Annotated in this window: 21 protein-coding genes, 2 tRNA genes and 3 pseudogenes; 19 read left to right on the forward strand and 7 right to left on the reverse strand. The window is 70.8% G+C overall.

Annotated features, from left to right (window positions below; genetic code table 11):
- Positions 1 to 28 precede the first annotated feature (28 nt).
- Entirely contained in the window at positions 29 to 853 is an 825-nt protein-coding gene (locus ASC56_RS20025; protein ID WP_055492833.1) for a GNAT family N-acetyltransferase, read from the forward strand.
- A gap of 65 nt (positions 854 to 918) precedes the next feature.
- On the opposite strand, the gene ASC56_RS20030 is transcribed toward ASC56_RS20025, so the two are convergent.
- The gene (locus ASC56_RS20030; protein ID WP_107309299.1) at positions 919 to 1,446 is read right to left on the reverse strand and encodes a DsbA family protein; all 528 of its coding nucleotides are present in this window, start codon (positions 1,444 to 1,446) and stop codon (positions 919 to 921) included.
- A 253-nt stretch (positions 1,447 to 1,699) separates the two neighbouring features.
- Here ASC56_RS20030 and ASC56_RS20035 point away from each other — a divergent pair, with 253 nt between their 5' ends.
- On the forward strand, positions 1,700 to 2,161 hold the full coding sequence (locus tag ASC56_RS20035) for a hypothetical protein (protein ID WP_055492835.1): 462 nt from the start codon (positions 1,700 to 1,702) through the stop codon (positions 2,159 to 2,161).
- A 165-nt stretch (positions 2,162 to 2,326) separates the two neighbouring features.
- Positions 2,327 to 2,479: a hypothetical protein gene (locus tag ASC56_RS41240; RefSeq protein WP_199836030.1), complete on the forward strand. Its 153-nt coding sequence runs from the start codon at positions 2,327 to 2,329 to the stop codon at positions 2,477 to 2,479.
- Positions 2,480 to 2,806: 327 nt separating this feature from the next.
- On the opposite strand, the gene ASC56_RS20040 is transcribed toward ASC56_RS41240, so the two are convergent.
- The gene (locus ASC56_RS20040) at positions 2,807 to 3,364 is read right to left on the reverse strand and encodes a CGNR zinc finger domain-containing protein (RefSeq protein WP_055492836.1); all 558 of its coding nucleotides are present in this window, start codon (positions 3,362 to 3,364) and stop codon (positions 2,807 to 2,809) included.
- 307 nt (positions 3,365 to 3,671) lie between these two features.
- Complete coding sequence (locus ASC56_RS20045) at positions 3,672 to 4,085, reverse strand: SsgA family sporulation/cell division regulator (RefSeq protein WP_003959770.1); 414 nt, start codon at positions 4,083 to 4,085, stop codon at positions 3,672 to 3,674.
- A gap of 158 nt (positions 4,086 to 4,243) precedes the next feature.
- Here ASC56_RS20045 and ASC56_RS42005 point away from each other — a divergent pair.
- From ASC56_RS42005 to ASC56_RS42010, 3 genes and pseudogenes are all read left to right on the forward strand, one after another.
- Positions 4,244 to 4,627: pseudogene (locus ASC56_RS42005) on the forward strand (TIGR02611 family protein).
- Positions 4,628 to 4,682: 55 nt separating this feature from the next.
- Positions 4,683 to 4,754: transfer RNA gene (locus ASC56_RS20050), tRNA-Val, on the forward strand.
- Positions 4,755 to 4,937: 183 nt separating this feature from the next.
- Positions 4,938 to 5,402, forward strand: a pseudogene (locus ASC56_RS42010) (ABC transporter substrate-binding protein); the annotation flags it as partial.
- A 22-nt stretch (positions 5,403 to 5,424) separates the two neighbouring features.
- Here the strand turns inward: ASC56_RS42010 and ASC56_RS40655 are convergent.
- A complete protein-coding gene (locus ASC56_RS40655) occupies positions 5,425 to 5,739 on the reverse strand; it encodes a hypothetical protein (protein ID WP_055492838.1) in 315 nt (104 codons plus the stop codon).
- A 101-nt stretch (positions 5,740 to 5,840) separates the two neighbouring features.
- Between ASC56_RS40655 and ASC56_RS20065 the strand changes: the two genes are divergently transcribed.
- Together ASC56_RS20065 and ASC56_RS20070 are read left to right on the forward strand one after the other, a co-directional pair.
- The gene (locus ASC56_RS20065; protein WP_055492839.1) at positions 5,841 to 6,287 is read left to right on the forward strand and encodes an SRPBCC family protein; all 447 of its coding nucleotides are present in this window, start codon (positions 5,841 to 5,843) and stop codon (positions 6,285 to 6,287) included.
- 39 nt (positions 6,288 to 6,326) lie between these two features.
- Positions 6,327 to 6,398: transfer RNA gene (locus ASC56_RS20070), tRNA-Val, on the forward strand.
- 87 nt (positions 6,399 to 6,485) lie between these two features.
- Here ASC56_RS20070 and ASC56_RS20075 read toward each other — a convergent pair.
- Positions 6,486 to 7,211, reverse strand: a complete 726-nt coding sequence (locus ASC56_RS20075; RefSeq protein WP_055492840.1) for a 3'-5' exonuclease — start codon at positions 7,209 to 7,211, stop codon at positions 6,486 to 6,488.
- A 169-nt stretch (positions 7,212 to 7,380) separates the two neighbouring features.
- Between ASC56_RS20075 and ASC56_RS20080 the strand changes: the two genes are divergently transcribed.
- From ASC56_RS20080 to ASC56_RS20095, 4 genes are all read left to right on the forward strand, one after another.
- Positions 7,381 to 7,947 carry a DUF4365 domain-containing protein gene (locus tag ASC56_RS20080; RefSeq protein WP_055492841.1) on the forward strand — a complete coding sequence of 189 codons (567 nt, stop codon included), beginning with the start codon at positions 7,381 to 7,383 and terminating at the stop codon, positions 7,945 to 7,947.
- Positions 7,944 to 9,161 carry a hypothetical protein gene (locus ASC56_RS20085; RefSeq protein ID WP_055492842.1) on the forward strand — a complete coding sequence of 406 codons (1,218 nt, stop codon included), beginning with the start codon at positions 7,944 to 7,946 and terminating at the stop codon, positions 9,159 to 9,161. The genes ASC56_RS20080 and ASC56_RS20085 overlap by 4 nt, the downstream gene beginning before the upstream one ends.
- Positions 9,162 to 9,261: 100 nt before the next feature.
- Positions 9,262 to 11,238, forward strand: coding sequence for a threonine--tRNA ligase (thrS, locus tag ASC56_RS20090; RefSeq protein ID WP_055492843.1), 1,977 nt, complete (start codon positions 9,262 to 9,264; stop codon positions 11,236 to 11,238).
- 242 nt (positions 11,239 to 11,480) lie between these two features.
- Positions 11,481 to 12,041 (forward strand): HIT domain-containing protein, encoded by a 561-nt coding sequence (locus ASC56_RS20095; RefSeq protein ID WP_055492844.1) that lies wholly within the window; start codon positions 11,481 to 11,483, stop codon positions 12,039 to 12,041.
- Between the two features lie 139 nt (positions 12,042 to 12,180).
- On the opposite strand, the gene ASC56_RS20100 is transcribed toward ASC56_RS20095, so the two are convergent.
- Together ASC56_RS20100 and ASC56_RS20105 are read right to left on the reverse strand one after the other, a co-directional pair.
- Entirely contained in the window at positions 12,181 to 13,848 is a 1,668-nt protein-coding gene (locus ASC56_RS20100) for a hypothetical protein (protein WP_055492845.1), read from the reverse strand.
- A gap of 148 nt (positions 13,849 to 13,996) precedes the next feature.
- Positions 13,997 to 16,195: an elongation factor G-like protein EF-G2 gene (locus tag ASC56_RS20105; protein WP_055492846.1), complete on the reverse strand. Its 2,199-nt coding sequence runs from the start codon at positions 16,193 to 16,195 to the stop codon at positions 13,997 to 13,999.
- 276 nt (positions 16,196 to 16,471) lie between these two features.
- Between ASC56_RS20105 and pgsA the strand changes: the two are divergent.
- The 7 genes and pseudogenes from pgsA to ASC56_RS20140 all read left to right on the forward strand — a co-directional run bounded on the left by pgsA (position 16,472) and on the right by ASC56_RS20140 (position 22,477).
- Positions 16,472 to 17,216: pseudogene (gene pgsA / locus ASC56_RS20110) on the forward strand (phosphatidylinositol phosphate synthase).
- 28 nt (positions 17,217 to 17,244) lie between these two features.
- Positions 17,245 to 18,168 (forward strand): phosphatidylinositol mannoside acyltransferase, encoded by a 924-nt coding sequence (locus tag ASC56_RS20115; protein ID WP_055492848.1) that lies wholly within the window; start codon positions 17,245 to 17,247, stop codon positions 18,166 to 18,168.
- Positions 18,165 to 19,325 carry a glycosyltransferase family 4 protein gene (locus ASC56_RS20120; protein WP_055492849.1) on the forward strand — a complete coding sequence of 387 codons (1,161 nt, stop codon included), beginning with the start codon at positions 18,165 to 18,167 and terminating at the stop codon, positions 19,323 to 19,325. Before ASC56_RS20115 ends, ASC56_RS20120 begins: the two co-directional genes overlap by 4 nt.
- Before the next feature lie 82 nt (positions 19,326 to 19,407).
- A complete protein-coding gene (locus ASC56_RS20125; protein WP_055492850.1) occupies positions 19,408 to 19,953 on the forward strand; it encodes a hypothetical protein in 546 nt (181 codons plus the stop codon).
- Between the two features lie 176 nt (positions 19,954 to 20,129).
- Complete coding sequence (gene pdxS, locus ASC56_RS20130; protein WP_055492851.1) at positions 20,130 to 21,041, forward strand: pyridoxal 5'-phosphate synthase lyase subunit PdxS; 912 nt, start codon at positions 20,130 to 20,132, stop codon at positions 21,039 to 21,041.
- Between the two features lie 25 nt (positions 21,042 to 21,066).
- On the forward strand, positions 21,067 to 21,666 hold the full coding sequence (gene pdxT, locus ASC56_RS20135; protein ID WP_055492852.1) for a pyridoxal 5'-phosphate synthase glutaminase subunit PdxT: 600 nt from the start codon (positions 21,067 to 21,069) through the stop codon (positions 21,664 to 21,666).
- 58 nt (positions 21,667 to 21,724) lie between these two features.
- Positions 21,725 to 22,477 carry a YebC/PmpR family DNA-binding transcriptional regulator gene (locus ASC56_RS20140; RefSeq protein WP_055492853.1) on the forward strand — a complete coding sequence of 251 codons (753 nt, stop codon included), beginning with the start codon at positions 21,725 to 21,727 and terminating at the stop codon, positions 22,475 to 22,477.
- Positions 22,478 to 22,541: the final 64 nt, after the last annotated feature.

The following is a 22,541-nucleotide window of genomic DNA, read 5'->3' on the forward strand; positions in this document are numbered from 1 at the left end:
GGGGCTCGGGGTGGGTAGAACACCCCTGATGACCACGACCCTGCGGCCGGTGGAGCCGCTTCGGCACCATGCGGACGGGACGCGTACCAGGCGGTACCAGGTGTGTGTGAACGGCCGCCCCGTGGGCGCGATACGTCTGTCCACGTGCCCGGCCCACGGGCCCGGCGTGGCCCGTATCGAAGACCTGCGGATCGAGGAACCGGACCGTGGCAGGGGCCGGGGCACCGTGGCCGCGCTCGCCGCCGAGGAGGTCGTCCGCGGCTGGGGCTGCGACCGCGTCGACGCGTCGGTGCCGGGCGACGCCGAGGTGGCCCTGCGGCTCGCGACCGCACTGGGGTACGTCCCGCGCAGCCGGACCATGGTGAAGCACCTGGTGGGCAGCCCGCCGACGCTGCCGGCGGGCAGCGTCGCCCGGCCGATGCTGGAGCCCGAGTACGGTCCCTGGCTGGCGCAGGAGCGGGAGCGCTTCGCGCGCAGCCTGGTCGAGCGGGGCGTGCCCGAGGCCGAGGCGTACGCCGAGGCGGACCGGGGGCACGCCCGGTTCCTGCCGGCCGGCGGGGCGACCGAGAGCACGCTGATCAGCGTGCTGGAGCACGAGGGGGAGCCGGTCGGCATCCTCTGGCTGGGGCTGCGGCCGGAGACCGCGTACGTGCACTACGTCGACGTCCACGCGCGGCAGCGGGGCCGCGGCCACGGCCGCACCCTGATGCTGCTCGCGGAGGAACAGGCGGCCGCGTGCGGCAAGGACCGCATCGCCCTGGCCGTCTTCGCGGGCAACACCGCGGCCGAACGGCTCTACGCCTCACTGGGCTACGAGACGACCGCCCATCACCTCTTCAAGAAGCTGACATGAGGGGCTGACATGAGGGCCGGCTCAAGGAGCTGACCCGAGGACGCGCCCTGGAAGCTGATCCGGGCTCACTCGCTCCCGGTCCCGGCCAGCAGCCGGTCCGCGATCTCCTCGATGCGCTCGCGCAGCCCCTCCTGGCTCTTGCCGCCGTCGAGGCGCTCGCCGCCGATCACATACGTCGGGGTGCCGGTCACACCGATCGCCGTGCCCTCGGCCTGGTCCGCGTCGACGACCAGGATGTGCCGGCCGTCGATCAGCGCCGTGTCGAACTCCTCGGCGTCCAGACCGAGTTCACGGGCCACCTCGACGAGGAACGGCTCTCCCTTGCGGTCCAGCTCCTCGACCCGGCCCAGCACGGCCTCCACGTAGGGCCAGCCCTGCCCCTGCATCAGCGCTTCCTCGGCGGCCTGCGCGGCGGCGAACGCGTGCCGGTGCTTCTCCAGCGGGAAGTGCCGCAGTCGCAGCTCCAGCCGGTCGCCATAGCGGGCGCGCAGCGCCCGCAGGTCGTCCAGGGCGCTACGGCAGTCGGGGCACTGGAGTTCGCACCAGACGTCCAGGACGGGGGCGGCGGTGTCTGCGGGGGAGGAGTCGCTCATGGTCACCAGTCTCCCAGCACCGGCGAGTGCGCCCAAACGGGCCCTGGTGGCTGGAGGTGGAGGCACGGGTGGAGAGATGACCCGGACCTGTCGAGGGCCGGGTGGAGACGGGAGCGCACCCTGAGGAGGAGGCGACCCGGGGCCCGACCCGGAGATGTCCCTGAGGTCCGGTCGGACCGTGGCCTGCCGGGCGAGGGGCGGTGCAGGATGGAAGGGACGAACCGACCCCGACCGATCACCGCTGGAGGACCGGATGATTGCCGAGACCGTCTGTTCCGCCGTCTCCGCGGCCGGCCTCGGCATCGCCGCGGTCACGGCCTACCGTAAGCGCTTCCGGGCGGCGGCCCGGATCGCCGCGTACGCGCTCGTGCCGCTCGGGCTGGTCATGACGGGAGCCGTGGGCTGGCTGGCGCACACGGCGTTCAGTCCCGTGGCATGGGCGGGCTTCGGCGTGCTCGGTGCCGCCTGGCTGCTGTTCGCGGCCGCACGGGCCGTGGAGCGCCGGGGCGGCGGGACCCGCAAGGAGCGCAAGGAGGCGCGGGCCGCGCAGCGCGAGGCGGTGGCTCCCGCGTCCCCGGCGCCCGCTTCCTCGTCCGCGCCGGCGCTGGGCACCGGGGGCCGTGCGGCGGTCGGGCCCGCGGACACCTCCAGGAAGGCCACAGCCAAGGACGACTTCAGCGACATCGAGGCCATCCTCAGGAAGCACGGCATATGACGGTTTGAAACGACACAGCGGCCGGCTACCCGTCGTGATCGTCGATCAAGGGCGCTCACGCGGAGATCACCTTCGTTCGGGACGTCGCGGATATTGGCGAACTCCCCGCCACTACGGGCGTGTTGATCGCATTGCCGCTGTCACCTGCGTCATCATCGCCGCGAGATGCTGGACAGAACCCAGAGCGACGCCGTTGTTCCTCCCGAGGAGCGCCGGGGTTGTCTCTTCGCGCTTTCCCAGCCACCGCTGATGATCTTCCTTGCGGTGATCGGCTGCCTGCTGCTCATGGCATCACTGCACGATCTGCTGCTGCTCTGAGCCGTATGCGGAACCCCTGGCGCCACCCGTCAGGGGCTCCGTCGGGCCGCCGCCGGAGCGCCGGAAGGATCTTCAATCGGTTCGTGTTTCGGTGACGGAGAGTAAGAGGGTTCCGCTTCGGATGGTCACCGTCCGGTGACGGTGAGTGCGATGACTCCGGTTTCCCGGCCGAGCGCCGCACCGCAGAGCGATGCCCGGAGATCTGAGAACGTGTGCGTACCCCGTACTCACGGAGAGAGCACGCAGAGAGGCGGATGTGTCACGGTAGGAAGCGGGGGCCCGCCGAGAGGAGACACGTGCGCGGCGCCCGCGGGAGCGGTCCTCCGCTCAGCCCGCCGCTTCCTTCCGACGGGCCCGGTACGCGGCCACGTGCAGGCGGTTTCCGCACGTACGGCTGTCGCAGTAGCGGCGCGACCGGTTGCGTGAGAGGTCGACGAAGGCCCGCCGGCAGTCGGGTGCCTCGCAGCGGCGCAGCCGCTCCTGCTCCCCGGCCACCACGAAGAACGCCAGCGCCATGCCACAGTCCGCGGCGATGTGATCGGCGAGGGAGGCGCCGGGCGCGAAGTAGTGCACATGCCAGTCGTAGCCGTCGTGGTCCGTCAGGCGCGGCGTCGTCCCAGCCGCCGCGACCAGTTCGTTGATCAGCCCGGCCGCGGTCCGGGCGTCCGTCTCGGCGAAGACGGCCGCGAATCGCCCGCGGATCTTGCGGACCGCCGAGAGGTCGAACTCCGACAGGACGCCGATATCGCTGAGATCGCGCTTGCGGGCGAAGTCGTCGAGGGCGGCGACATCCGGGAGTCCGTCTGTCTCGTCGCCTTCGGGGGTGGTGTTCACCAGATCCACCACGAGGTCGAGCGCGCACCGGGTGTCGTGGGTGATCAGCACGTGTCGCTCCCTGGACTGGGGGTCGGGCCGACGCCCGCCGATGCTCGCCGAGCCTAGCGGCTCACCGCCGCCACGGGGCCGCGGCAGATCAAGCCAGGCACGCCCCGTGACTACCGCAACGCCTCGTGACGCCCACGGGCGAGGCGGGGCCCGTCACGGCCCGGAATCCTACCGTCACGTGCCGTACACGCCCGAGCGCCGCCTCCGCGAGGGCTCGCGGCGACGGCGCCCGGGTGTGCCGTATGCGGTTGTCCTGACCCGAGCCGTCTCCCCGAGTGGACGGCGCCGGGCGGCTTGCGGTCGGGGACTAACTCTCGGCAAGGATGTGGGAGAGCTCCGTGTCGAGATCGAAATGGCGATGCTCCGTGCCTGGCGGCACGGCCGCGTCCGTCCGCTTCAGGAACGACTCCAGGGCCCGCGCCGGGGCCTCGAGCAGGGCCTCGCCCTCCGGGGAACTGAGGGCGATGCACACGACGCCCTGACCGTGACTGCGGGACGGCCAGACGCGGACGTCACCGGTCCCTGTGGGCCGGTGCAGGCCCTCCGCCAGGAGGTCGCGGGCGAACACCCACTCGACGGTCTCCTCGGCTCCGGTGTGGAAGGTGGCGTGCACGGCGTAGGGATCGGCCGTGTCATACCGCAGTCCCGCGGGTACAGGCAGTGAGGACTCGCTCGACACAACGAGGCGCAGGTGCAGCTCGCAGCTGACCGTGGTGTTCATAAGCGCCAGGGCCTTTCGCTCAGTGTGCGCTCGGGGATTCGCACGTCGGCGAAATCGACATGCCACCTACGGTGCCGTTGTAAACCCCTCTGAGTGTTTTGCCTGTCTTTACGTAGCTCATCCGGCCGAGACATCGTTCGCCCCGTACGTCCATTCCGGTGACTGGTTTCTCTCCGGTAGGTTTCGGCGTATGAATACGGGGAGTGACGAACGGGGCGAGATCGCCGCGCGTGAGGGGGACTCGGCGGCCGAGGCGCACTCGGATCCAGGGCGCCGCAATTCGGCAAGGCGCGACGGGCGCTGCATGTCAGCCGGAAGGTCGCCGTTCTCATGGTCGGCCTCGGGGTGGTCGTCGCCGGCGTGTTCATGCTTCCGCTCCCCGGGTGGCCGGCTCACCGAGGAGACCCAGCGAGCGCTCGACCCCGGGGTGCGGCGCCGTGACATCGTCCTGACGACGGCCGGTGCGGCGATCGTCCGCTCTTGTCGGCGTCCACGTCCGGAAGTTCGGCCTCGCGGTGCCCTGGAACGTCAGGGATCAGTGATCCGGTGCGTGGTCGGAGGTACGCCCTGACATGGGGTAATGTTCTCCCTGCGCCCGGGCGATTAGCTCAGCGGGAGAGCGCTTCGTTCACACCGAAGAGGTCACTGGTTCGATCCCAGTATCGCCCACAGAACCGAGGGCGGCGTGTATTCGCGGACGACGCGCGCCACGCCGTCCTCGTTGCGTACCCGGCGGGGGTCGCGTGCGAAGGGCGGATCTCCCGAGCCGCTGGGGGAGCCGAATCATTGACGTGCCCGGAGGGCCTCGTGCCCTGTGTCGGCAAGCGCTTGCTTGAAACGATTCACGAACGCCTGACGCAACGTCGTGGGAGAGTTGAGCGGCGAACGGCCCTGAAGGCGGCCAGCGCCTCGGTGGCCGCGCTGGGGCCGGCCGCGACGACCGGCAGTGGCGGCGACAGTGGCGCGGGGAACGGTACGGTCACCATCCGCTGGGCCTGGTGGGGCGCCGATGAGTGCGCGAAGAGGACCAACCGGTCGATCAAGGTCTTCGAGAAGAAGTATCCGAAGATCAAGGTCAAGGACGGACTTCAAGGATTACGTGGCCTTCTGGGAGAAGTTCCGGACCCGGGCGATGGGCGGAAGTCTCCCGGACGTATTCCAGAACGCCCTGGGATTTCTGCGGAAGTACGACAAGAGAGGTGTTCTTCTCGACCTCAAGTCCCAGGTGGCCGCGGGAATGTGCGGACGGACGACTTCCGCGTGGGCCTCGCCAAGGTGGGACGGGTGGACGGAAAGCGGCTCGGCATTCCCGTCGGGCTGGGACGAGTACTTCAAGGCGCTAAGAGTTCGCCACCCCGTACGGCATCGCCCGCACCTCCGAACTCCTCTTCTGCGTCAACCAGTCGACGCCCACCCCCGAGCAGCTCGCCCCGCAGATCGAGGCGGTCCGGGTCCTGCCCCAGGTCGCCGCCCCGCCCGGGCAGCCGATCAAGGCCAAGGTCTTCGGCCCCGGTCTCCACTCCGAACCCGACCGCTCCACTCCCGCCACACCGGCGAAATCGCTGTCTACCACCAGGGCCCTGCGGGCCTCGCGTCGCCGTAGCCCGGCGTCGGGGATCCGCAACTCCTCGGGTGAGGGCGGCAGATGGGTCATGGTGCAGTGTGGTGCACATCACGTCACTTGCCGTGAGTGCGCGCACTCGGAGCCGTACCGAGGTGCCGCCCCGCGGTGGCCCGCACCGGCAGACTCGCCCCATGGACTGGAACCACTACCGCTTCCGCAGTGTGTGGGCGCTGCCCGTTCCACCCGCCCGCGCGTACGCCGCGCTGGAGCGGGCCGAGGACTATCCTCGCTGGTGGCCGCAGGTTCGCGCGGTGCACCGGGTCGACGACACGCGTGCCGTGATCACGATCCGGTCCCTGCTGCCGTACGACATGACCTTCACCGCACAGGAGACGCGGCGCGATCAATTCGCCGGTGTGCTGGAGGTCGCGATGTCCGGCGACATCGAGGGCTGGGCGCGCTGGACCGTCACCGCGGCCGGTGCCGGCTCCGTCGCCCGCTACGACCAGGTGGTCGACGTGCAGAAGCCGCTGCTCAAGCGGTTCGCCGTGGTGGGGCGGCCCTTCTTCCGCGCCAATCACCGGCTGATGATGCGGGCCGGACGGCGGGGACTCGTGGCGCACCTCGAAGCGGTTTGAAGGGAACCCGCCGGGACCTGTATTGTTCAGTGCGTTCCCGGGCGATTAGCTCAGTGGGAGAGCGCTTCGTTCACACCGAAGAGGTCACTGGTTCGAACCCAGTATCGCCCACCCGGAGAAGACCGGTCCGTCACCGATGGACCGGTCTTCGCGTTGCACCGGGTGCTTCCCCACGCTTCTCGACGCGGTGCGTCATGGTCAGGCCGCCGCCGGAAGCTCCGGGCGCAGGGGCCAGGCCGGGTTCACCGACTCCTCCAAGCCGCTGCGTGCGAACCACGCCTGCAGCCCGCGCGCCTGCGCCGCGTGCCAACCCCTCTGCAGCGTGTGCAGCTCGGCCGGTGTCAGCCGCTCCAGCCGGCCCGCGAAACGGCGCCCCACCGCCCGTACGACCTCCATCGCGGCCAGCGCGTCCGCCCCCGCGTCATGTGCCCCCTCCAGCGCCACCCCGTAGTGCGCGCACAGGTCCGTGAGCGTGCGGCGGCCCTTGCGGTAGCGGTCCAGGTGCTTGTCCAGGACCCGGGGGTCGAGCACGCACAGCGGCGCCGACGCGAACCAGTGGTCGAGCGAGGACGCCCGATGCCGGCGCAACTCCCGGTCCAGGAGCGTCAGATCGAACGGCGCGTTCATCACCACCAGCGGCCGGGCCATCGCGGCCTGTTCGGCCAGTTCCCTGGCTATCTCCTCCATCACCGGCGACGGCCAGCGGCCGTTGCGCTGCAGATGCTCCTGCGTCAGCCCGTGCACCGCCGTCGCCTCGGCGGGCACCGGCACTCCCGGGTTCACCAGCCAGCGGCTCACCCTCGGCCGGGTGCCCGGCGCGTCCTGGACGACGACGGCGGCCGACACGATCCGGTCGGCCTCCACGTCCACGCCCGTGGTCTCCGTGTCGAAGGCGGCCAGGGGCCCCTCGTACCAGCACGTCATGCGTCCCCAACTCCTCGATCACTCTCGGCAGTTGACGTACCGTCTTCTGCCCGATTCGGTGATACCCGGGCTGTTTGCGCCGTACGCCGGAAGGACACAACAGGAGTACGGGTCTTTGCAGTTCAGGGACCCATCACGGGGACTCACGAGGCATGGAAGGCTGTTGGTCATGGCGATAGCGCAGCCCGAGCGGGGCGGGCTGCTGCCCGAGCGGACGGCACCCCAGCGCGGCACACTCGCCACCACCGCCTGCATGGAGACACTGCAGGTGGGCTATCTGCACGCGGTCGCCGCGGCGGCCGGCTGCTCGCTGTCGCAGCCCTTTCCGGACAACGGCATCGACTGGCACGTCAGTCACAGCGCGCCCGGCCACACGGTCGACGACGAGGTCACCATCAAGGTGCAGCTCAAGTGCACCTACCAGATCCCGCCCAACCCGCCGGGCCGCTTCTTCTCCTTCACGCTCGACAACGACCACCTGGCGAAGCTCGCCCGCACCCCGGTCTCGGTGCACAAGATCCTCGTCGTGATGATCGTCCCGCGTTCCCAGGAGCAGTGGCTGCGGGCCGGCCACGACCGCCTCGACCTGCGGCACTGCTGCTACTGGATCAACCTCGCCGGACACCCGATCACGGGCCGGCACCGCACCACCGTGCGCATCCCGACCGCGCGGATCTTCGACGACCGCGCGCTGTGCGAGATCATGACCCGGGTCGGAACAGGAGGCAGACCGTGACACACCGTCCCCTCGACGAGCCGGCCCGCATCGTCCGGCCGCACCCGGTCGAGCCGCTCTGGAACCAGCCGCCCGACCCCGCCCAGGTCGACCCGGCCGTGCTCAGCGCCCTCCTGCACCGCCACGGCTGGCAGCGCCGCGGCGGAGCCCCCGGACGTTACGGTCGGTGGACCCCGCCGGGTCCCGGCGGCAGCGGTACGAGCCTGCTGGTACCGGAGACCCGGGCCTTCCCCGACAGCGAGGACCTGCTCGGCGAGGCCCTACTGGCCCTGTCCCGCAGCGGCTCCCCCTCGGCCCGCGACGTGCTGGTCGGGCTCGCCGTGCCCAGCGACGAGATCCGCTGGTGGCGAGACGTGCCCACGGGACCCGTCGACGCGGCCCCCTGGGCCGTCGAGGACCAACTGCGCACGGCCGCCCGCCAGATGCTGCTGGCGGGTGCGCTCGCCACCCGCGCGCGTGTCGGCTACTACGGCGCCCGGCACCGGCGGCCCGCCGCCGCGGCCCTGGAGAACGTCCTGGTCGGAGCGGCCCCCGGCGGCCGTCGGCTCACCGCCTTCGTGCCCGTCGGCACGGGGCGGCCGCTCGCCGTACGTCTGCACGAGGCGCTGTACGCGGCCCGGGAGGCCATCGACTACCAGCGGGCCACCGGCGGCATGGACGCCTTCGACGCGGCCGTCGAGGCGGGCGTGAGCCATGAGCTGACCGAGGCGCTGGTCGCCCTGGTGCGTGGCTCCGAGGGCGCCCGCATCGCCGTCGAGTGGGCGCCCGGGGCCGGCGTCCCCGAAGGCTGTGCGACGCAGGCCGAGCCGGTCGAGTTCTCCCCGGGCGACCTGCCGGCGCTGCGCGAGGCCGGGGCCCGCTATCTGCGCGCGGAGCCGTCCGTGCCGGTGCGGATCACCGGGACCGTCGTCCGTCTGCGCAGGTCGGGGCCGCGCGGCGAGGGCACCGTACGGCTGCGCGTCATCGCCGGGGCCGAGGTGCCCCACGTACGGATGACGCTGGACGAGGAGGCGTACCGGATCGCCGGCCACGCCCACCTGGTCGGGCTGCCGGTGCGCGTGCACGGACGGCTGGAGAGCCGAGGCGGCTTCCGGCGCCTCGTGGCCGCGTCCGGGGTGACGCCCGTACAGGTCGACGAGGCCGAGCGGGACCGGCTGATGAAGTCGCTCCAGGAGAACCTCGACTTCTTCGAGGAGGCCTGCGGAGGGGAGTGACGGTAACCGTTTCGCGGAGCGTGGCCACGGGTCGGTACGATCCCAGTCATGCGCGCGCTCCAGGTATGGCGCCGCATCCATCAGCAGTCAGGAGAGACCGGTGTCAGACGTCCGTGTGATCATCCAACGCGATTCCGAGCGGGAAGAGCGCACGGTGACGACGGGCACTACGGCCGCCGAGCTCTTCGCCGGCGAGCGCTCGATCATCGCCGCGCGCGTGGCCGGCGAGCTCAAGGACCTCGCGTACCCGGTGAAGGACGGTGAGACCGTCGAGGGCGTCGAGATCTCCTCCGAGGACGGTCTGAACATCCTGCGCCACTCCACCGCGCACGTCATGGCACAGGCCGTGCAGGAGCTCTTCCCCGAGGCCAAGCTGGGCATCGGCCCGCCGGTCAAGGACGGCTTCTACTACGACTTCGACGTCGAGAAGCCGTTCACGCCCGAGGATCTCAAGGCCGTCGAGAAGAAGATGCAGGAGATCCAGAAGCGCGGCCAGCGCTTCTCGCGCCGCGTCGTCACCGACGAGGCCGCCCGCGAGGAGCTGGCCGACGAGCCGTACAAGCTGGAGCTGATCGGCCTCAAGGGCTCGGCGTCCAGCGAGGACGGCGCGGACGTCGAGGTCGGCGCGGGCGAGCTGACGATCTACGACAACCTCGACGCCAAGACCGGCGAGCTGTGCTGGAAGGACCTCTGCCGCGGTCCCCACCTGCCCTCCACCCGGAACATCCCGGCGTTCAAGCTGATGCGCAACGCCGCCGCGTACTGGCGCGGCAGCGAGAAGAACCCGATGCTCCAGCGCATCTACGGCACCGCCTGGCCGTCCAAGGACGAGCTCAAGGCGCACCTCGACTTCCTCGCCGAGGCCGAGAAGCGCGACCACCGCAAGCTGGGCACCGAGCTGGACCTGTTCTCCATTCCGGAGCAGATCGGCTCCGGCCTCGCCGTCTTCCACCCCAAGGGCGGCATCGTCCGCCGGGTGATGGAGGACTACTCGCGGCGCCGCCACGAGGAGGAGGGCTACGAGTTCGTCTACACCCCGCACGCCACCAAGGGGAAGCTCTTCGAGACCTCGGGCCACCTGGACTGGTACGCCGACGGCATGTACCCGCCCATGCAGCTCGACGAGGGCGTGGACTACTACCTCAAGCCCATGAACTGCCCGATGCACAACCTGATCTTCGACGCGCGCGGCCGCTCGTACCGTGAACTGCCGCTGCGCCTCTTCGAGTTCGGGACCGTGTACCGGTACGAGAAGTCGGGCGTCGTGCACGGCCTGACCCGCGCGCGTGGCTTCACCCAGGACGACGCGCACATCTACTGCACGCGCGAGCAGATGGCCGACGAGCTCGACAAGACGCTCACCTTCGTGCTGAACCTCCTGCGCGACTACGGCCTCACGGACTTCTACCTGGAGCTGTCCACCAAGGACCCGGAGAAGTTCGTCGGCTCGGACGAGGCCTGGGAGGAGGCCACCGAGACCCTGCGTCAGGTGGCCGAGAAGCAGGGCCTGCCGCTGGTCCCCGACCCGGGTGGCGCGGCGTTCTACGGCCCGAAGATCTCGGTCCAGGCGAAGGACGCGATCGGCCGGACCTGGCAGATGTCGACGGTCCAGCTGGACTTCAACCTGCCGGAGCGCTTCGACCTCGAGTACACCGGCCCGGACGGCTCCAAGCAGCGGCCGGTCATGATCCACCGCGCCCTCTTCGGCTCGATCGAGCGGTTCTTCGCGGTGCTCCTGGAGCACTATGCGGGCGCGTTCCCGGCGTGGCTGGCCCCGGTGCAGGCGATCGGCATCCCGATCGGCGACGCGCACGTGGAGTACCTGGAGAAGTTCGCGGCGGCGGCCCGGAAGAAGGGCCTGCGCGTCGAGGTGGACTCCTCCTCGGACCGTATGCAGAAGAAGATCCGCAACGCCCAGAAGCAGAAGGTGCCCTTCATGGTCATCGCGGGCGACGAGGACATGTCGGGCGGATCGGTCTCCTTCCGCTACCGGGACGGCTCGCAGGAGAACGGCATCCCGTTCGACGAGGCCCTCGCGAAGATCGCGAAGGTCGTCGAGGAGCGGGAGCAGGTCTGACCGCGACGGAGGGCCCCCGGGGGAGTTCAGCTCCCCGGGGGCCCTTCGCCGTCCTGCCGGAGCGCGAACCGTTGCGTCAGCCACGACGAGAAGTGGCGGCGGCACGACAGCGAGCCGCACAGAGCGGCGCCCTCGTCCACCGCTCCCAGCGGGCCGTACGGCTGTCGTCGTCCATCGGCCGAGCGTGACCCGGGACCGATTTGTCCGAGCCCCGCCGACACGCCGCGAACGGGCGAAGCCATATGCTGCACTGCATGACGAGTGAGCCGGAGCAGCAGATCGGAGTGGGGACGCAGGACGCGTTCCAGCGCCTGTGGACGCCTCATCGGATGGCCTACATCCAGGGCGAGAACAAGCCGACCGGTCCGGGGGCCGAGGACGGCTGCCCGTTCTGCGCGATCCCGGCCAAGTCCGACGAGGACGGTCTGATCGTCAAGCGCGGCCAGCAGGTGTACGCGGTCCTCAACCTGTACCCGTACAACGGCGGCCACCTGATGGTGGTGCCCTACCGTCACGTCGCCGACTACACGGACCTGACGGAGCCGGAAACCGCGGAGCTCGCCGAGTTGACCAAGCAGGCGATGACCGCTCTGCGCACGGCCTCCGGGGCCCACGGCTTCAACATCGGCATGAACCAGGGCACGGTCGCCGGCGCGGGCATCGCCGCCCATCTGCACCAGCACGTCGTCCCGCGCTGGGGCGGCGACACGAACTTCATGCCGGTGATCGGCCACACGAAGGTGCTGCCGCAGCTGCTGGCCGACACGAGGAAGATGCTGGCGGAGGCTTGGCCTACGGCGTGAGTCCAGGGCGGGGCCGGCGAATCTCGGCCGGTCCGGCGATCGAGGACGAGGCCGTTCAGGCCCGAGCGGGGGTCTGAGGGGCGGCAGCCCCCAGGTGCGGTGGCCCCGGCGGCACGGACCCCGCCCACCGCCGGAGGCACTAGGCGTCGTAGGCGTCCGCCTTCCGCGGCGACACGTCCTGCACCTGAGTGCTGAGGAACGACGACCGCGTGCCGAACTTCTCCACGTCCACGCCGTTGTCCCTGAGCGTCTTGATCGCCGCCGCATGCACCACCCGCAGCACGGGAGTGGCGGCACGCAGGGCGTCGTCGGCCATGAAGCGGTGGCGCCAGGGCTGGTCGGCCCACGCGTGACGCAGACCGAACGGCTCCGGAAGCGTCAGGCTGCCGCCCAGCCAGTTCAGCAGCGGTGGGTACCAGGTGAGCGGGGCGCGCGCGGCGAGCCGTACCACCTCGTCGGTCTCGACCAGGGGGAGCTTCACCTTGCGGGTCTCCCAGAACTTGAGCGCCTTCTGCACCTCCTTCTCCTTGGCCGCAGGCTTCTCGTTGAACAGGGGATTGACCGGGCCGAGGGCGTGCCCGGTGACCTCGATGCGCAGGGTGTCGTGCAGCACCGTCACGGTGATGAGCATGGTGATCACCAGGTGGCCGTCCCAGAGCGTCCACTGCACGCCCAGGTAGTGCCGGTCGCCGCTGCCGAACTGCTGCTTGTTGCAGATGTCCTGTATGGCGTGCGTCTTGACGGTGTACGTGTCCACGTCCGTGCCGCTCGGCCGGGACACCTCCTTCGCGTTCTCCCCGATCGGCGTGACGATCCAGTGGGCGATGGACGGCTTGGGGAAGCCGCCGGTGTTGACGGGAGTGCGTTCGAGCATCGCCAGCCCGCCCTGGATCGCGGTGATGACGTCCCAGCTGCGGAAGGGGTGGAAGTCCTTGCCCGGTTCGGCGGAGACCAGGTCCTCGGCGAGCTGCCAGCTGCCCCACCGCGTGCCCATGCCGAGGATGCCCTTGGGCCCGGCGTAGAAGACCGAGTTGGACCGCTGCTCGGCCGTGAGCCGGGCGAGCTCCTTGCGCACCTGCTCGGCCGCGTCGCCGGGGTTCCCCGGCACCGCCTCGGGGATCTTGGCGCCCAGGCCTCCGCCCGCCAGCAGGCTCTCCCAGCGCTCCCGCAGGTCCCGCGCAGTGCGCTCGCAGATCTGCTTGGCCCAGAACCAGCCGACCACGGGCATGACGACCGCCGCGCGCGCGTACCACGCCCAGAAACCCGTGAAGGGCATCTTGATCAGGAAGAGCACGGCGAGCACACCCACCGCGACCAGCAGGGTCGTCCCCAGGGCACCGGCCCGTCGGTCCTCACGCCTGCTGACGGTGGTGCGGATGGAGAACACCAACAGCGACACCAGGAAGCCGGGCAGGAAGAGCACTCCGCAGAGCACCGTGACCGCAGTGAGCCAGTTGTCGCGCTCCCGGCGGATGCGGTGCGCCGCCAGGCAGTGCTCCACGACGACCTGGGGCTCGATGCCGAAGGACTGGATGAGCGGCTTGCGGCCGGCGCCCAGCATGCGGTCGATCACCGCGCGGGAGTAGGCCTCACCGAACCTGGGGCGCAGGATCTTCGCCCACGGGCGCGGAAGCGTCACCGTCGACTGATGCCACTCGTTGTCGGCGTCGAGGATCTTGGTCACCTCGTCGTCCCGGTACGCCGCCGACGCCAGGGCGTAGGTCGCCGCCGTCTGACCCGCCGAGCCCGACAGGGGCACCTGAGCCCCGGGGCTGAAATCGAATCCGTCCGTCACTGCCGCCCCCATTGCCGCCGCACCTGCACCTGCGGCCTTCCCGACTTCCTTGCCGCGCACACCTGTTGATCAGGTCATCAGCGTATCGGCAGGCACGGACATTCGTCGGCGGACGGCCAAGAAGCCGCCCACCGACGGAGGAAGGAACCCCCCGGCCCAACTACGAGGCCTCGCGCTCCTGTTCGCGGATCTTCGCGGCCAGCTGCGGGGGCATCGGCTCGTGCCGCGCGTAGGAGCGGCTGAAGCGCGCCGTGCCGTGCGAGAGCGAGCGGAGGTCGACCGCGTACCGGCCGATCTCGATCTCCGGCACCTCGGCCCGTACCAGGGTGCGGCCACCGGTCGTCTGCTCGGTGCCCAGTACCCGGCCGCGCCGCCCGGACAGGTCGCTCATCACAGCGCCGACGTAGTCGTCGGCGACGAGCACGGTCACCTCGGCGACCGGTTCCAGGAGGTGGATCGTGGCGTCGGCCGCCGCCTCGCGCAGGGCGAGCGCGCCCGCCGTCTGGAAGGCCGCGTCGGAGGAGTCCACGGAGTGCGCCTTGCCGTCGAGGAGCGTGATGCGGACGTCGACGAGGGGGTAACCGGCGGCCACGCCCCTGGCGGCCTGGGCGCGGACACCCTTCTCCACGGACGGGATGAACTGCCGGGGGACCGCCCCGCCGACCACCTTGTCCACGAACTCGATGCCGGAACCGCCCGGCAGCGGTTCCACCTCGATCTCGCAGATCGCGTACTGGCCGTGGCCGCCGGACTGCTTCACATGACGGCCGCGCCCGGCCGACCTGCCGGCGAACGTCTCCCGCAGGGAGACCTTGTGCGGGACCACGTCGACCTGGACGCCGTACCGGCTGCGCAGCCGCTCCAGGGCGACGTCCGAGTGGGCCTCGCCCAGGCACCACAGCACCACCTGGTGGGTGTCCTGATTCTGTTCGAGCCGCATGGTCGGATCCTCGGCGACCAGCCGCGCCAGCCCCTGGCTGAGCTTGTCCTCGTCCGCCTTGCTGTGCGCCTGGATGGCGCGCGGCAGCAGCGGGTCGGGCATCGCCCAGGGCTCCATCAGCAGCGGGTCGTCCGTGGCCGACAGCGTGTCGCCGGTCTCGGCCCGGTTCAGCTTCGCCACGCACGCCAGGTCGCCGGCGATGCAGTGCGACAGGGGCCGCTGCTGTTTGCCGAACGGGGCGGACAGGGCGCCGATCCGCTCGTCGACGTCGTGGTCCTCATGGCCGCGGTCGGCCAGCCCGTGCCCGGACACGTGGACCGTCTCGTCGGGGCGCAGGGTGCCCGAGAACACACGGACCAGCGAGACGCGGCCCACGTACGGGTCGGACGACGTCTTGACGACCTCCGCCGCGAGGGGCCCGTCCGGGTCGCAGAGCTTCAGATCGCGCGGCCTGCCGTCCGGTGTGGTGACCGTGGGAGCCTCCCGCTCCAAGGGGGTCGGGAAGCCGCCCGTGACCAGTTCCAGCAGCTCGATGGTGCCGAGGCCCTGCCGGGCGCCGTCGGCGGCGGGCGCGGCGGCCAGGACGGGGAAGAAGCTGCCGCGCGCGACGGCCCGCTCCAGGTCCTGCACCAGCGTGTCGAAGTCGACCTCCTCGCCGCCCAGATAGCGGTCCATGAGGGTCTCGTCCTCGCTCTCCGCAATGATCCCCTCGATGAGCCGGTTGCGGGCCTCCTCCATGAGCGCCAGCTGGTCGGGCCCCGGCTCGGCCTCCTTGCGCTCGCCGGACGAGTAGTCGAACAGCTTCTGCGACAGCAGCCCGGTCAGACCGGTCACGGGTGCGTGCCCGTCCGGCCCCTGCGGGCCGCGCAGCGGCAGGTACAGCGGCAGTACGGCATCGGGGTCGTCCGCCCCGAACGCCTCCGCGCAGACCCGGGTCATCTCCTCGAAGTCGGCCCGGGCCGACTCCAGGTGCGTGACCACGATGGCGCGCGGCATGCCGACGGCCGCGCACTCGTCCCACACCATGCGGGTCGAACCGTCCACCCCGTCCGAGGCCGAGACGACGAAGAGGGCCGCGTCCGCGGCGCGCAGACCGGCCCTGAGCTCCCCGACGAAGTCGGCGTATCCAGGAGTGTCCAGCAGATTGATCTTGACCCCGTCCCATTCGACGGGGACCAGGGAGAGCTGCACCGAGCGCTGCTGGCGGTGCTCGATCTCGTCGTAGTCGGAGACAGTGCCGCCGTCCTCCACACGGCCCGCCCGGTTCACCGCTCCCGCGGTCAGCGCGAGAGCCTCCACCAGAGTCGTCTTGCCCGATCCGCTGTGGCCGACCAGCACCACATTCCGTACGGACGCGGGGTGGTCGGCCGCCGTTGCCCTGCCGGCGGCCCCGGGGTGTGCATTCGCCTTGTCGCCCATGGCCTTGCCTCCCGTGCACGGTGAGGTCACTGTGGGCGCGGACGTGCCGATCCTCCCCCAGACTTCGTCTGGGAGGTGCCCCCGGCGATGGCGGCTCCGACGACGCCCGCGGTGTCTTCGAGCTTTGCACTCCCGTCACGGTGCGTCCATACGGAGGACGCGATCCCGCCGCCCGGCCGTGCTCCGGGCGATGCGATCGCGCCGTCGCCCCGATGCCGTCGGGGCGGACACGGGGTGCGGGTGCCCGGCCGTCGCGCATACGCGCGCGTGGCTACGATGGGCCAGCCGGTGGCCAGCAGGGCCGCGCGGCGCACCGACCGTCGGGAAGGCCATGCTGAACAAGTACGCGCGTGCATTCTTCACGCGTGTCCTCACACCGTTCGCCGCGTTTCTGATCCGGCGGGGCGTCAGCCCCGACGCGGTCACGCTCCTCGGTACCGCCGGAGTGGTCGCGGGCGCGTTGGTCTTCTACCCCCGGGGCGAGTTCTTCTGGGGCACGGTCGTCATCACCCTGTTCGTGTTCTCGGACCTCGTCGACGGCAACATGGCCCGCCAGCTCGGCCGCTCCAGTCGCTGGGGAGCCTTCCTGGACTCCACGCTCGACCGGGTCGCCGACGGCGCGATCTTCGGCGGCTTCGCCCTCTGGTACGCGGGCAAGGGCCACGACGACGTCCTGTGCGCGGTCTCGATCTTCTGCCTGGCCAGCGGCCAGGTCGTCTCCTACACCAAGGCCCGGGGAGAGTCGATCGGCCTGCCCGTCGCGGTCAACGGGCTCGTGGAGCGCGCCGAACGTCTGGTGATCTCGCTGGTCGCGGCCGGTCTCGCGGGCATGCACAAGTTCGGTGTGCCCGGCATCCAGGTGCTGCTGCCGATCGCGCTGTGGATCGTCGCCGCCGGCAGCCTGGTCACGCTGATCCAGCGTGTCGTCACGGTGCGGCGCGAGGCGGCCGAGGCGGACGCCGCCGCGGCGGAGGCGGGGAAGAACGAGAATGCGTCGCACGGGAGCGAGGCGGCCAAGTGAACGGCGAGCGGGAGAGCGGGGCGGCGGCGTGAGCAACCTCCGGGAGCGCCTGACGGACGGGCTCTACGGCCTCGGCTGGAGCACGGTCAAGAAGCTGCCCGAACCCGTGGCCACCCGGCTCGGCCGGAGCATCGCCGACCTCGCCTGGAAGCAGCGCGGCAAGGGCGTACGACGGCTGGAGAGCAACTACGCGCGTGTGGTGGCCGACGCGAGTCCCGAGCGGCTGGCCGAGCTCTCCCGGGCGGGCATGCGCTCCTATCTGCGCTACTGGATGGAGTCCTTCCGGCTCCCGGCCTGGAGCGCGGAGCGCGTCAGGAACGGCTTCGACCCCAAGGACCTGCACCACCTCACCGACGGACTGGCCGCAGGCAACGGCGTCGTCCTCGCGCTGCCGCACCTGGCCAACTGGGACCTCGCGGGAGCGTGGGTCACCACCAGACTGGAGACGCCGTTCACGACGGTCGCCGAGCGGCTCAAGCCCGAGACGCTCTACGACCGGTTCGTCTCCTACCGCGAGGGCCTCGGCATGGAGGTGCTGCCGCACAGCGGCGGCTCCGCGTTCGGCACGCTGGCCCGGCGGCTGCGCGACGGGGGACTGGTCTGCCTGGTCGCCGACCGCGACCTGTCCGCCTCCGGCGTCGAGGTCGACTTCTTCGGCGCGACCGCCCGGATGCCCGCGGGACCGGCGCTGCTCGCCCAGCAGACCGGCGCGCTGCTGCTGCCGGTGACGCTCTGGTACGACGACTCGCCCGTCATGCAGGGGCGCGTGCATCCCCCGATCGAGGTACCTAAGACAGGTACCCGGGCCGAGAAGACGTCTGTGATGACACAGGCGCTGGCCGACGCCTTCGCCACGGGGATCGCCGAGCATCCGGAGGACTGGCACATGCTGCAGCGCTTGTGGCTCGCCGACCTGGATCCCGGCAAGGACCCCCGGAAGGGGACGCCATGAGGATCGGCATCGTCTGCCCGTACTCCTGGGACGTGCCGGGCGGCGTCCAGTTCCACATCCGCGACCTGGCCGAGTACTTCATCCGGCGGGGGCACCACGTGTCCGTCCTCGCCCCCGCCGACGACGACACGCCTCTGCCGCCCTACGTCGTCTCCGCGGGCCGCGCGGTCCCGGTGCCGTACAACGGTTCGGTCGCCCGCCTGAACTTCGGCTTCCTGAGTGCGGCGCGGGTGCGGCGGTGGCTGCACGACGGCGAGTTCGACGTGATCCACATCCATGAGCCGACCTCGCCGTCGCTGGGCCTGTTGGCCTGCTGGGCGGCACAGGGCCCGATCGTGGCCACCTTCCACACCTCCAACCCGCGCTCCCGGGCGATGGTCGCCGCGTACGCGATCCTCCAGGCGGCGCTGGAGAAGATCAGCGCGCGTATCGCGGTGAGCGAGTACGCGCGCCGCACCCTCGTCGAGCACCTGGGCGGCGACGCGGTGGTGATCCCGAACGGCGTGGACGTCGACTTCTTCGCGAAGGCCAAGCCCCATCCGCAGTGGCAGGGTGACACCATCGGCTTCATCGGGCGCATCGACGAGCCCCGCAAGGGGCTGCCGGTCCTGATGAGGGCGCTGCCGAAGATCCTGGCCGCGCGCCCGGGGACCCGGCTGCTGGTCGCCGGCCGGGGCGACGAGGAGGAGGCGGTGGAGACGCTTCCCGCCGAGCTGCGCTCGCGCGTGGAGTTCCTCGGGATGATCAGCGACGCGGACAAGGCGCGCCTCCTGCGCAGCGTCGATCTGTACGTGGCGCCCAACACCGGTGGTGAGAGCTTCGGGATCATCCTGGTCGAGGCGATGTCGGCCGGGGCCCCCGTGCTCGCCTCCGACCTGGACGCCTTCGCCCAGGTCCTGGACCGGGGAGCGGCCGGCGAGCTGTTCGCCAACGAGGACGCCGACGCGCTCGCCCAGGCGGCGGTGCGGCTGCTGGGGGACCCGAAGCGGCGCGCGGAACTGCGCGCACGGGGAAGCGCCCATGTGCGGCGCTTCGACTGGTCGACCGTCGGGGCGGACATCATGTCGGTCTACGAGACGGTGACGGACGGCGCGGCCGCGGTGGCCGCCGACGAACGAACGGGGCTGCGCGCCCGCCTCGGCCTGACCCGGGACTGATCCCGGCCCACCACCGCCCGCGAGTGTGGGAGCCGCAGGGAGCCCGAGGGAGCCGGAGCCCGGACCGGTAGCCTTGCCGCCCGTGACCGCAACCCTCATCTGGATCCTCGTCGCACTAGTGGCGATCGGCCTCTACCTGAGCTGGACCGCGGGGCGCCTGGATCGGCTGCACTCCCGTATCGACGCGGCGCGCGCCGCACTCGACGCGCAGCTGCTGCGGCGGGCCTCGGTCGCCCAGGAGCTGGCTACCTCCGGGGTGCTCGACCCTGCCGCGTCGATCGTCCTGTACGAGGCCGCGCACGCGGCCCGGCAGGCGGAGGAGGAGCAGCGTGAGGTGGCCGAGAGCGAGTTGAGCCAGGCGCTGCGGGCCGTCTTCGGCGAGGCGCAGCAGGTTGAGGCGGTCCGGGAGGCACCCGGCGGGGAGGCCGCGGCCCGGGAGCTGACCGAGGCGGTGCGAAGGGTGCCGATGGCCCGGCGGTTCCACAACGACGCGGTGCGGGCGGCGCGGGCGCTGCGGCGTCACCGCAAGGTGCGTTGGTTCCGGCTGGCCGGCCACGCGCCGTTCCCGATGGCCTTCGAAATGGACGACGAACCCCCGGTGGCGCTCACGGACCGGTCGGGGGCGTGAGCGCAGGCGCCCTGCCGGGGCGGTGACGGCGGGCGGGACTCCCGCACGCCCGGGACGTACCCACGACAGGCCGCAGAACGATCCACCGTCTCCCTATTGGCCCTTGCTGTGGCCTGCTGCTCTCCCGTTTCCTCGGTCCAGCAGCAAACCCTCTTCCCCAGAGTGAGGTCCAACCCGTGTCCAGCACGCTCTCCACCCCCCAGACCCCCGAGACCGGCACCGCCCGCGTCAAGCGCGGCATGGCCGAGCAGCTCAAGGGCGGCGTGATCATGGACGTCGTCACGCCGGAGCAGGCGAAGATCGCCGAGGACGCGGGCGCCGTCGCCGTCATGGCTCTGGAGCGGGTCCCGGCCGACATCCGCAAGGACGGCGGGGTGGCCCGCATGTCCGACCCGGACATGATCGAGGGCATCATCGACGCCGTCTCCATCCCGGTGATGGCCAAGTCGCGCATCGGCCACTTCGTCGAGGCGCAGGTCCTGCAGTCCCTCGGCGTCGACTACATCGACGAGTCCGAGGTCCTGACCCCGGCCGACGAGGTCAACCACTCCGACAAGTGGGCCTTCACCACGCCGTTCGTCTGTGGCGCCACCAACCTGGGCGAGGCCCTGCGCCGCATCGCCGAGGGCGCCGCCATGATCCGTTCCAAGGGCGAGGCCGGTACCGGCAACGTCGTCGAGGCCGTCCGTCACCTGCGCCAGATCAAGGGCGACATCGCCCGTCTGCGCGGCCTGGACAACCACGAGCTGTATGCCGCCGCCAAGGAGCTGCGCGCCCCGTACGAGCTGGTCAGGGAGGTCGCCGAGCTCGGCAAGCTCCCGGTCGTGCTGTTCTCCGCCGGTGGCGTCGCCACGCCCGCCGACGCCGCCCTGATGCGCCAGCTCGGCGCCGAGGGCGTCTTCGTCGGTTCCGGCATCTTCAAGTCCGGCGACCCGGCCAAGCGCGCCGCCGCCATCGTGAAGGCCACCACCTTCTACGACGACCCCAAGATCATCGCGGACGCGTCCCGCAACCTCGGCGAGGCCATGGTCGGCATCAACTGCGACACCCTGCCCGAGGCCCAGCGCTACGCCAACCGCGGCTGGTAAGCCACCCCGAGGACTGCACGTACACATGACTGACGCACCCGTCATAGGCGTCCTGGCCCTCCAGGGCGACGTACGGGAGCACCTCATCGCCCTGGCCGCGGCCGACGCCGTGGCCAGGCCGGTGCGGCGCCCCGAAGAGCTCGCCGAGGTCGACGGCCTCGTCATCCCCGGCGGCGAGTCCACCACCATCTCCAAGCTGGCCGTCCTCTTCGGAGTGATGGAACCCCTCCGCGCGCGCGTGCGCGGCGGCATGCCCGTCTACGGAACCTGCGCGGGCATGATCATGCTCGCCGACAAGATCCTCGACCCGCGCTCGGGCCAGGAGACCGTCGGCGGCATCGACATGATCGTGCGCCGCAACGCCTTCGGGCGCCAGAACGAGTCCTTCGAGGCGACGGTCGACGTCAGGGGGGTGGAGGGCGATCCTGTAGAGGGCGTCTTCATCCGCGCCCCCTGGGTCGAGTCCGTCGGGGCCGGGGCCGAGGTGCTCGCCGAGTACGACGGTCACATCGTCGCCGTACGCCAGGGCAACGCGCTGGCCACGTCGTTCCACCCGGAACTGACCGGCGACCACCGCGTGCACGCCCTGTTCGTGGACATGGTGCGCGCCGACCGGACACCGTAGTCCTTGTAGGATCTCTGGCGTTCGTTGCAGAGATGGGTTACGCGAAGGAGACAGGCAGATGTCCGGCCACTCTAAATGGGCCACGACGAAGCACAAGAAGGCCGTGATCGACGCCAAGCGCGGCAAGCTCTTCGCGAAGCTGATCAAGAACGTCGAGGTCGCGGCGCGCATGGGCGGCGCCGACGTGGAGGGCAACCCGACGCTGTACGACGCCGTGCAGAAGGCGAAGAAGCAGTCGGTGCCGAACAAGAACATCGACTCGGCGATCAAGCGCGGGGCCGGCCTTGAGGCCGGTGGCGCCGACTACGAGACGATCATGTACGAGGGCTACGGTCCGAACGGCGTCGCTGTGCTCATCGAGTGCCTCACCGACAACCGCAACCGCGCCGCCTCCGACGTCCGCGTCGCCATGACCCGCAACGGCGGCTCCATGGCCGACCCCGGCTCCGTCTCGTACATGTTCAGCCGCAAGGGCGTCGTGATCGTCCCCAAGGGCGAGCTGACCGAGGACGACGTCCTGGGTGCCGTGCTCGACGCGGGCGCCGAGGAGGTCAACGACCTCGGTGAGTCCTTCGAGGTGATCAGCGAGGCCACCGACCTGGTAGCGGTGCGCACCGCCCTCCAGGGGGCCGGCATCGACTACGACTCCGCCGAGGCCAACTTCGTGCCGTCCGTCCAGGTCGAGCTGGACGAGGAGGGCGCCAAGAAGATCTTCAAGCTGATCGACGCGCTGGAGGACAGCGATGACGTACAGAACGTCTTCGCCAACTTCGACGTCAGCGACGAGGTCATGGAGAAGGTCGACGCGTAACCCCACGTGGACTCGACGGGCCGACGGGACACACCCCGTCGGCCCGTCGCTCTGTCAGTGGCAC

The organism is Streptomyces sp. TP-A0356, from assembly GCF_001417775.1.
Taxonomy (GTDB): domain Bacteria; phylum Actinomycetota; class Actinomycetes; order Streptomycetales; family Streptomycetaceae; genus Streptomyces.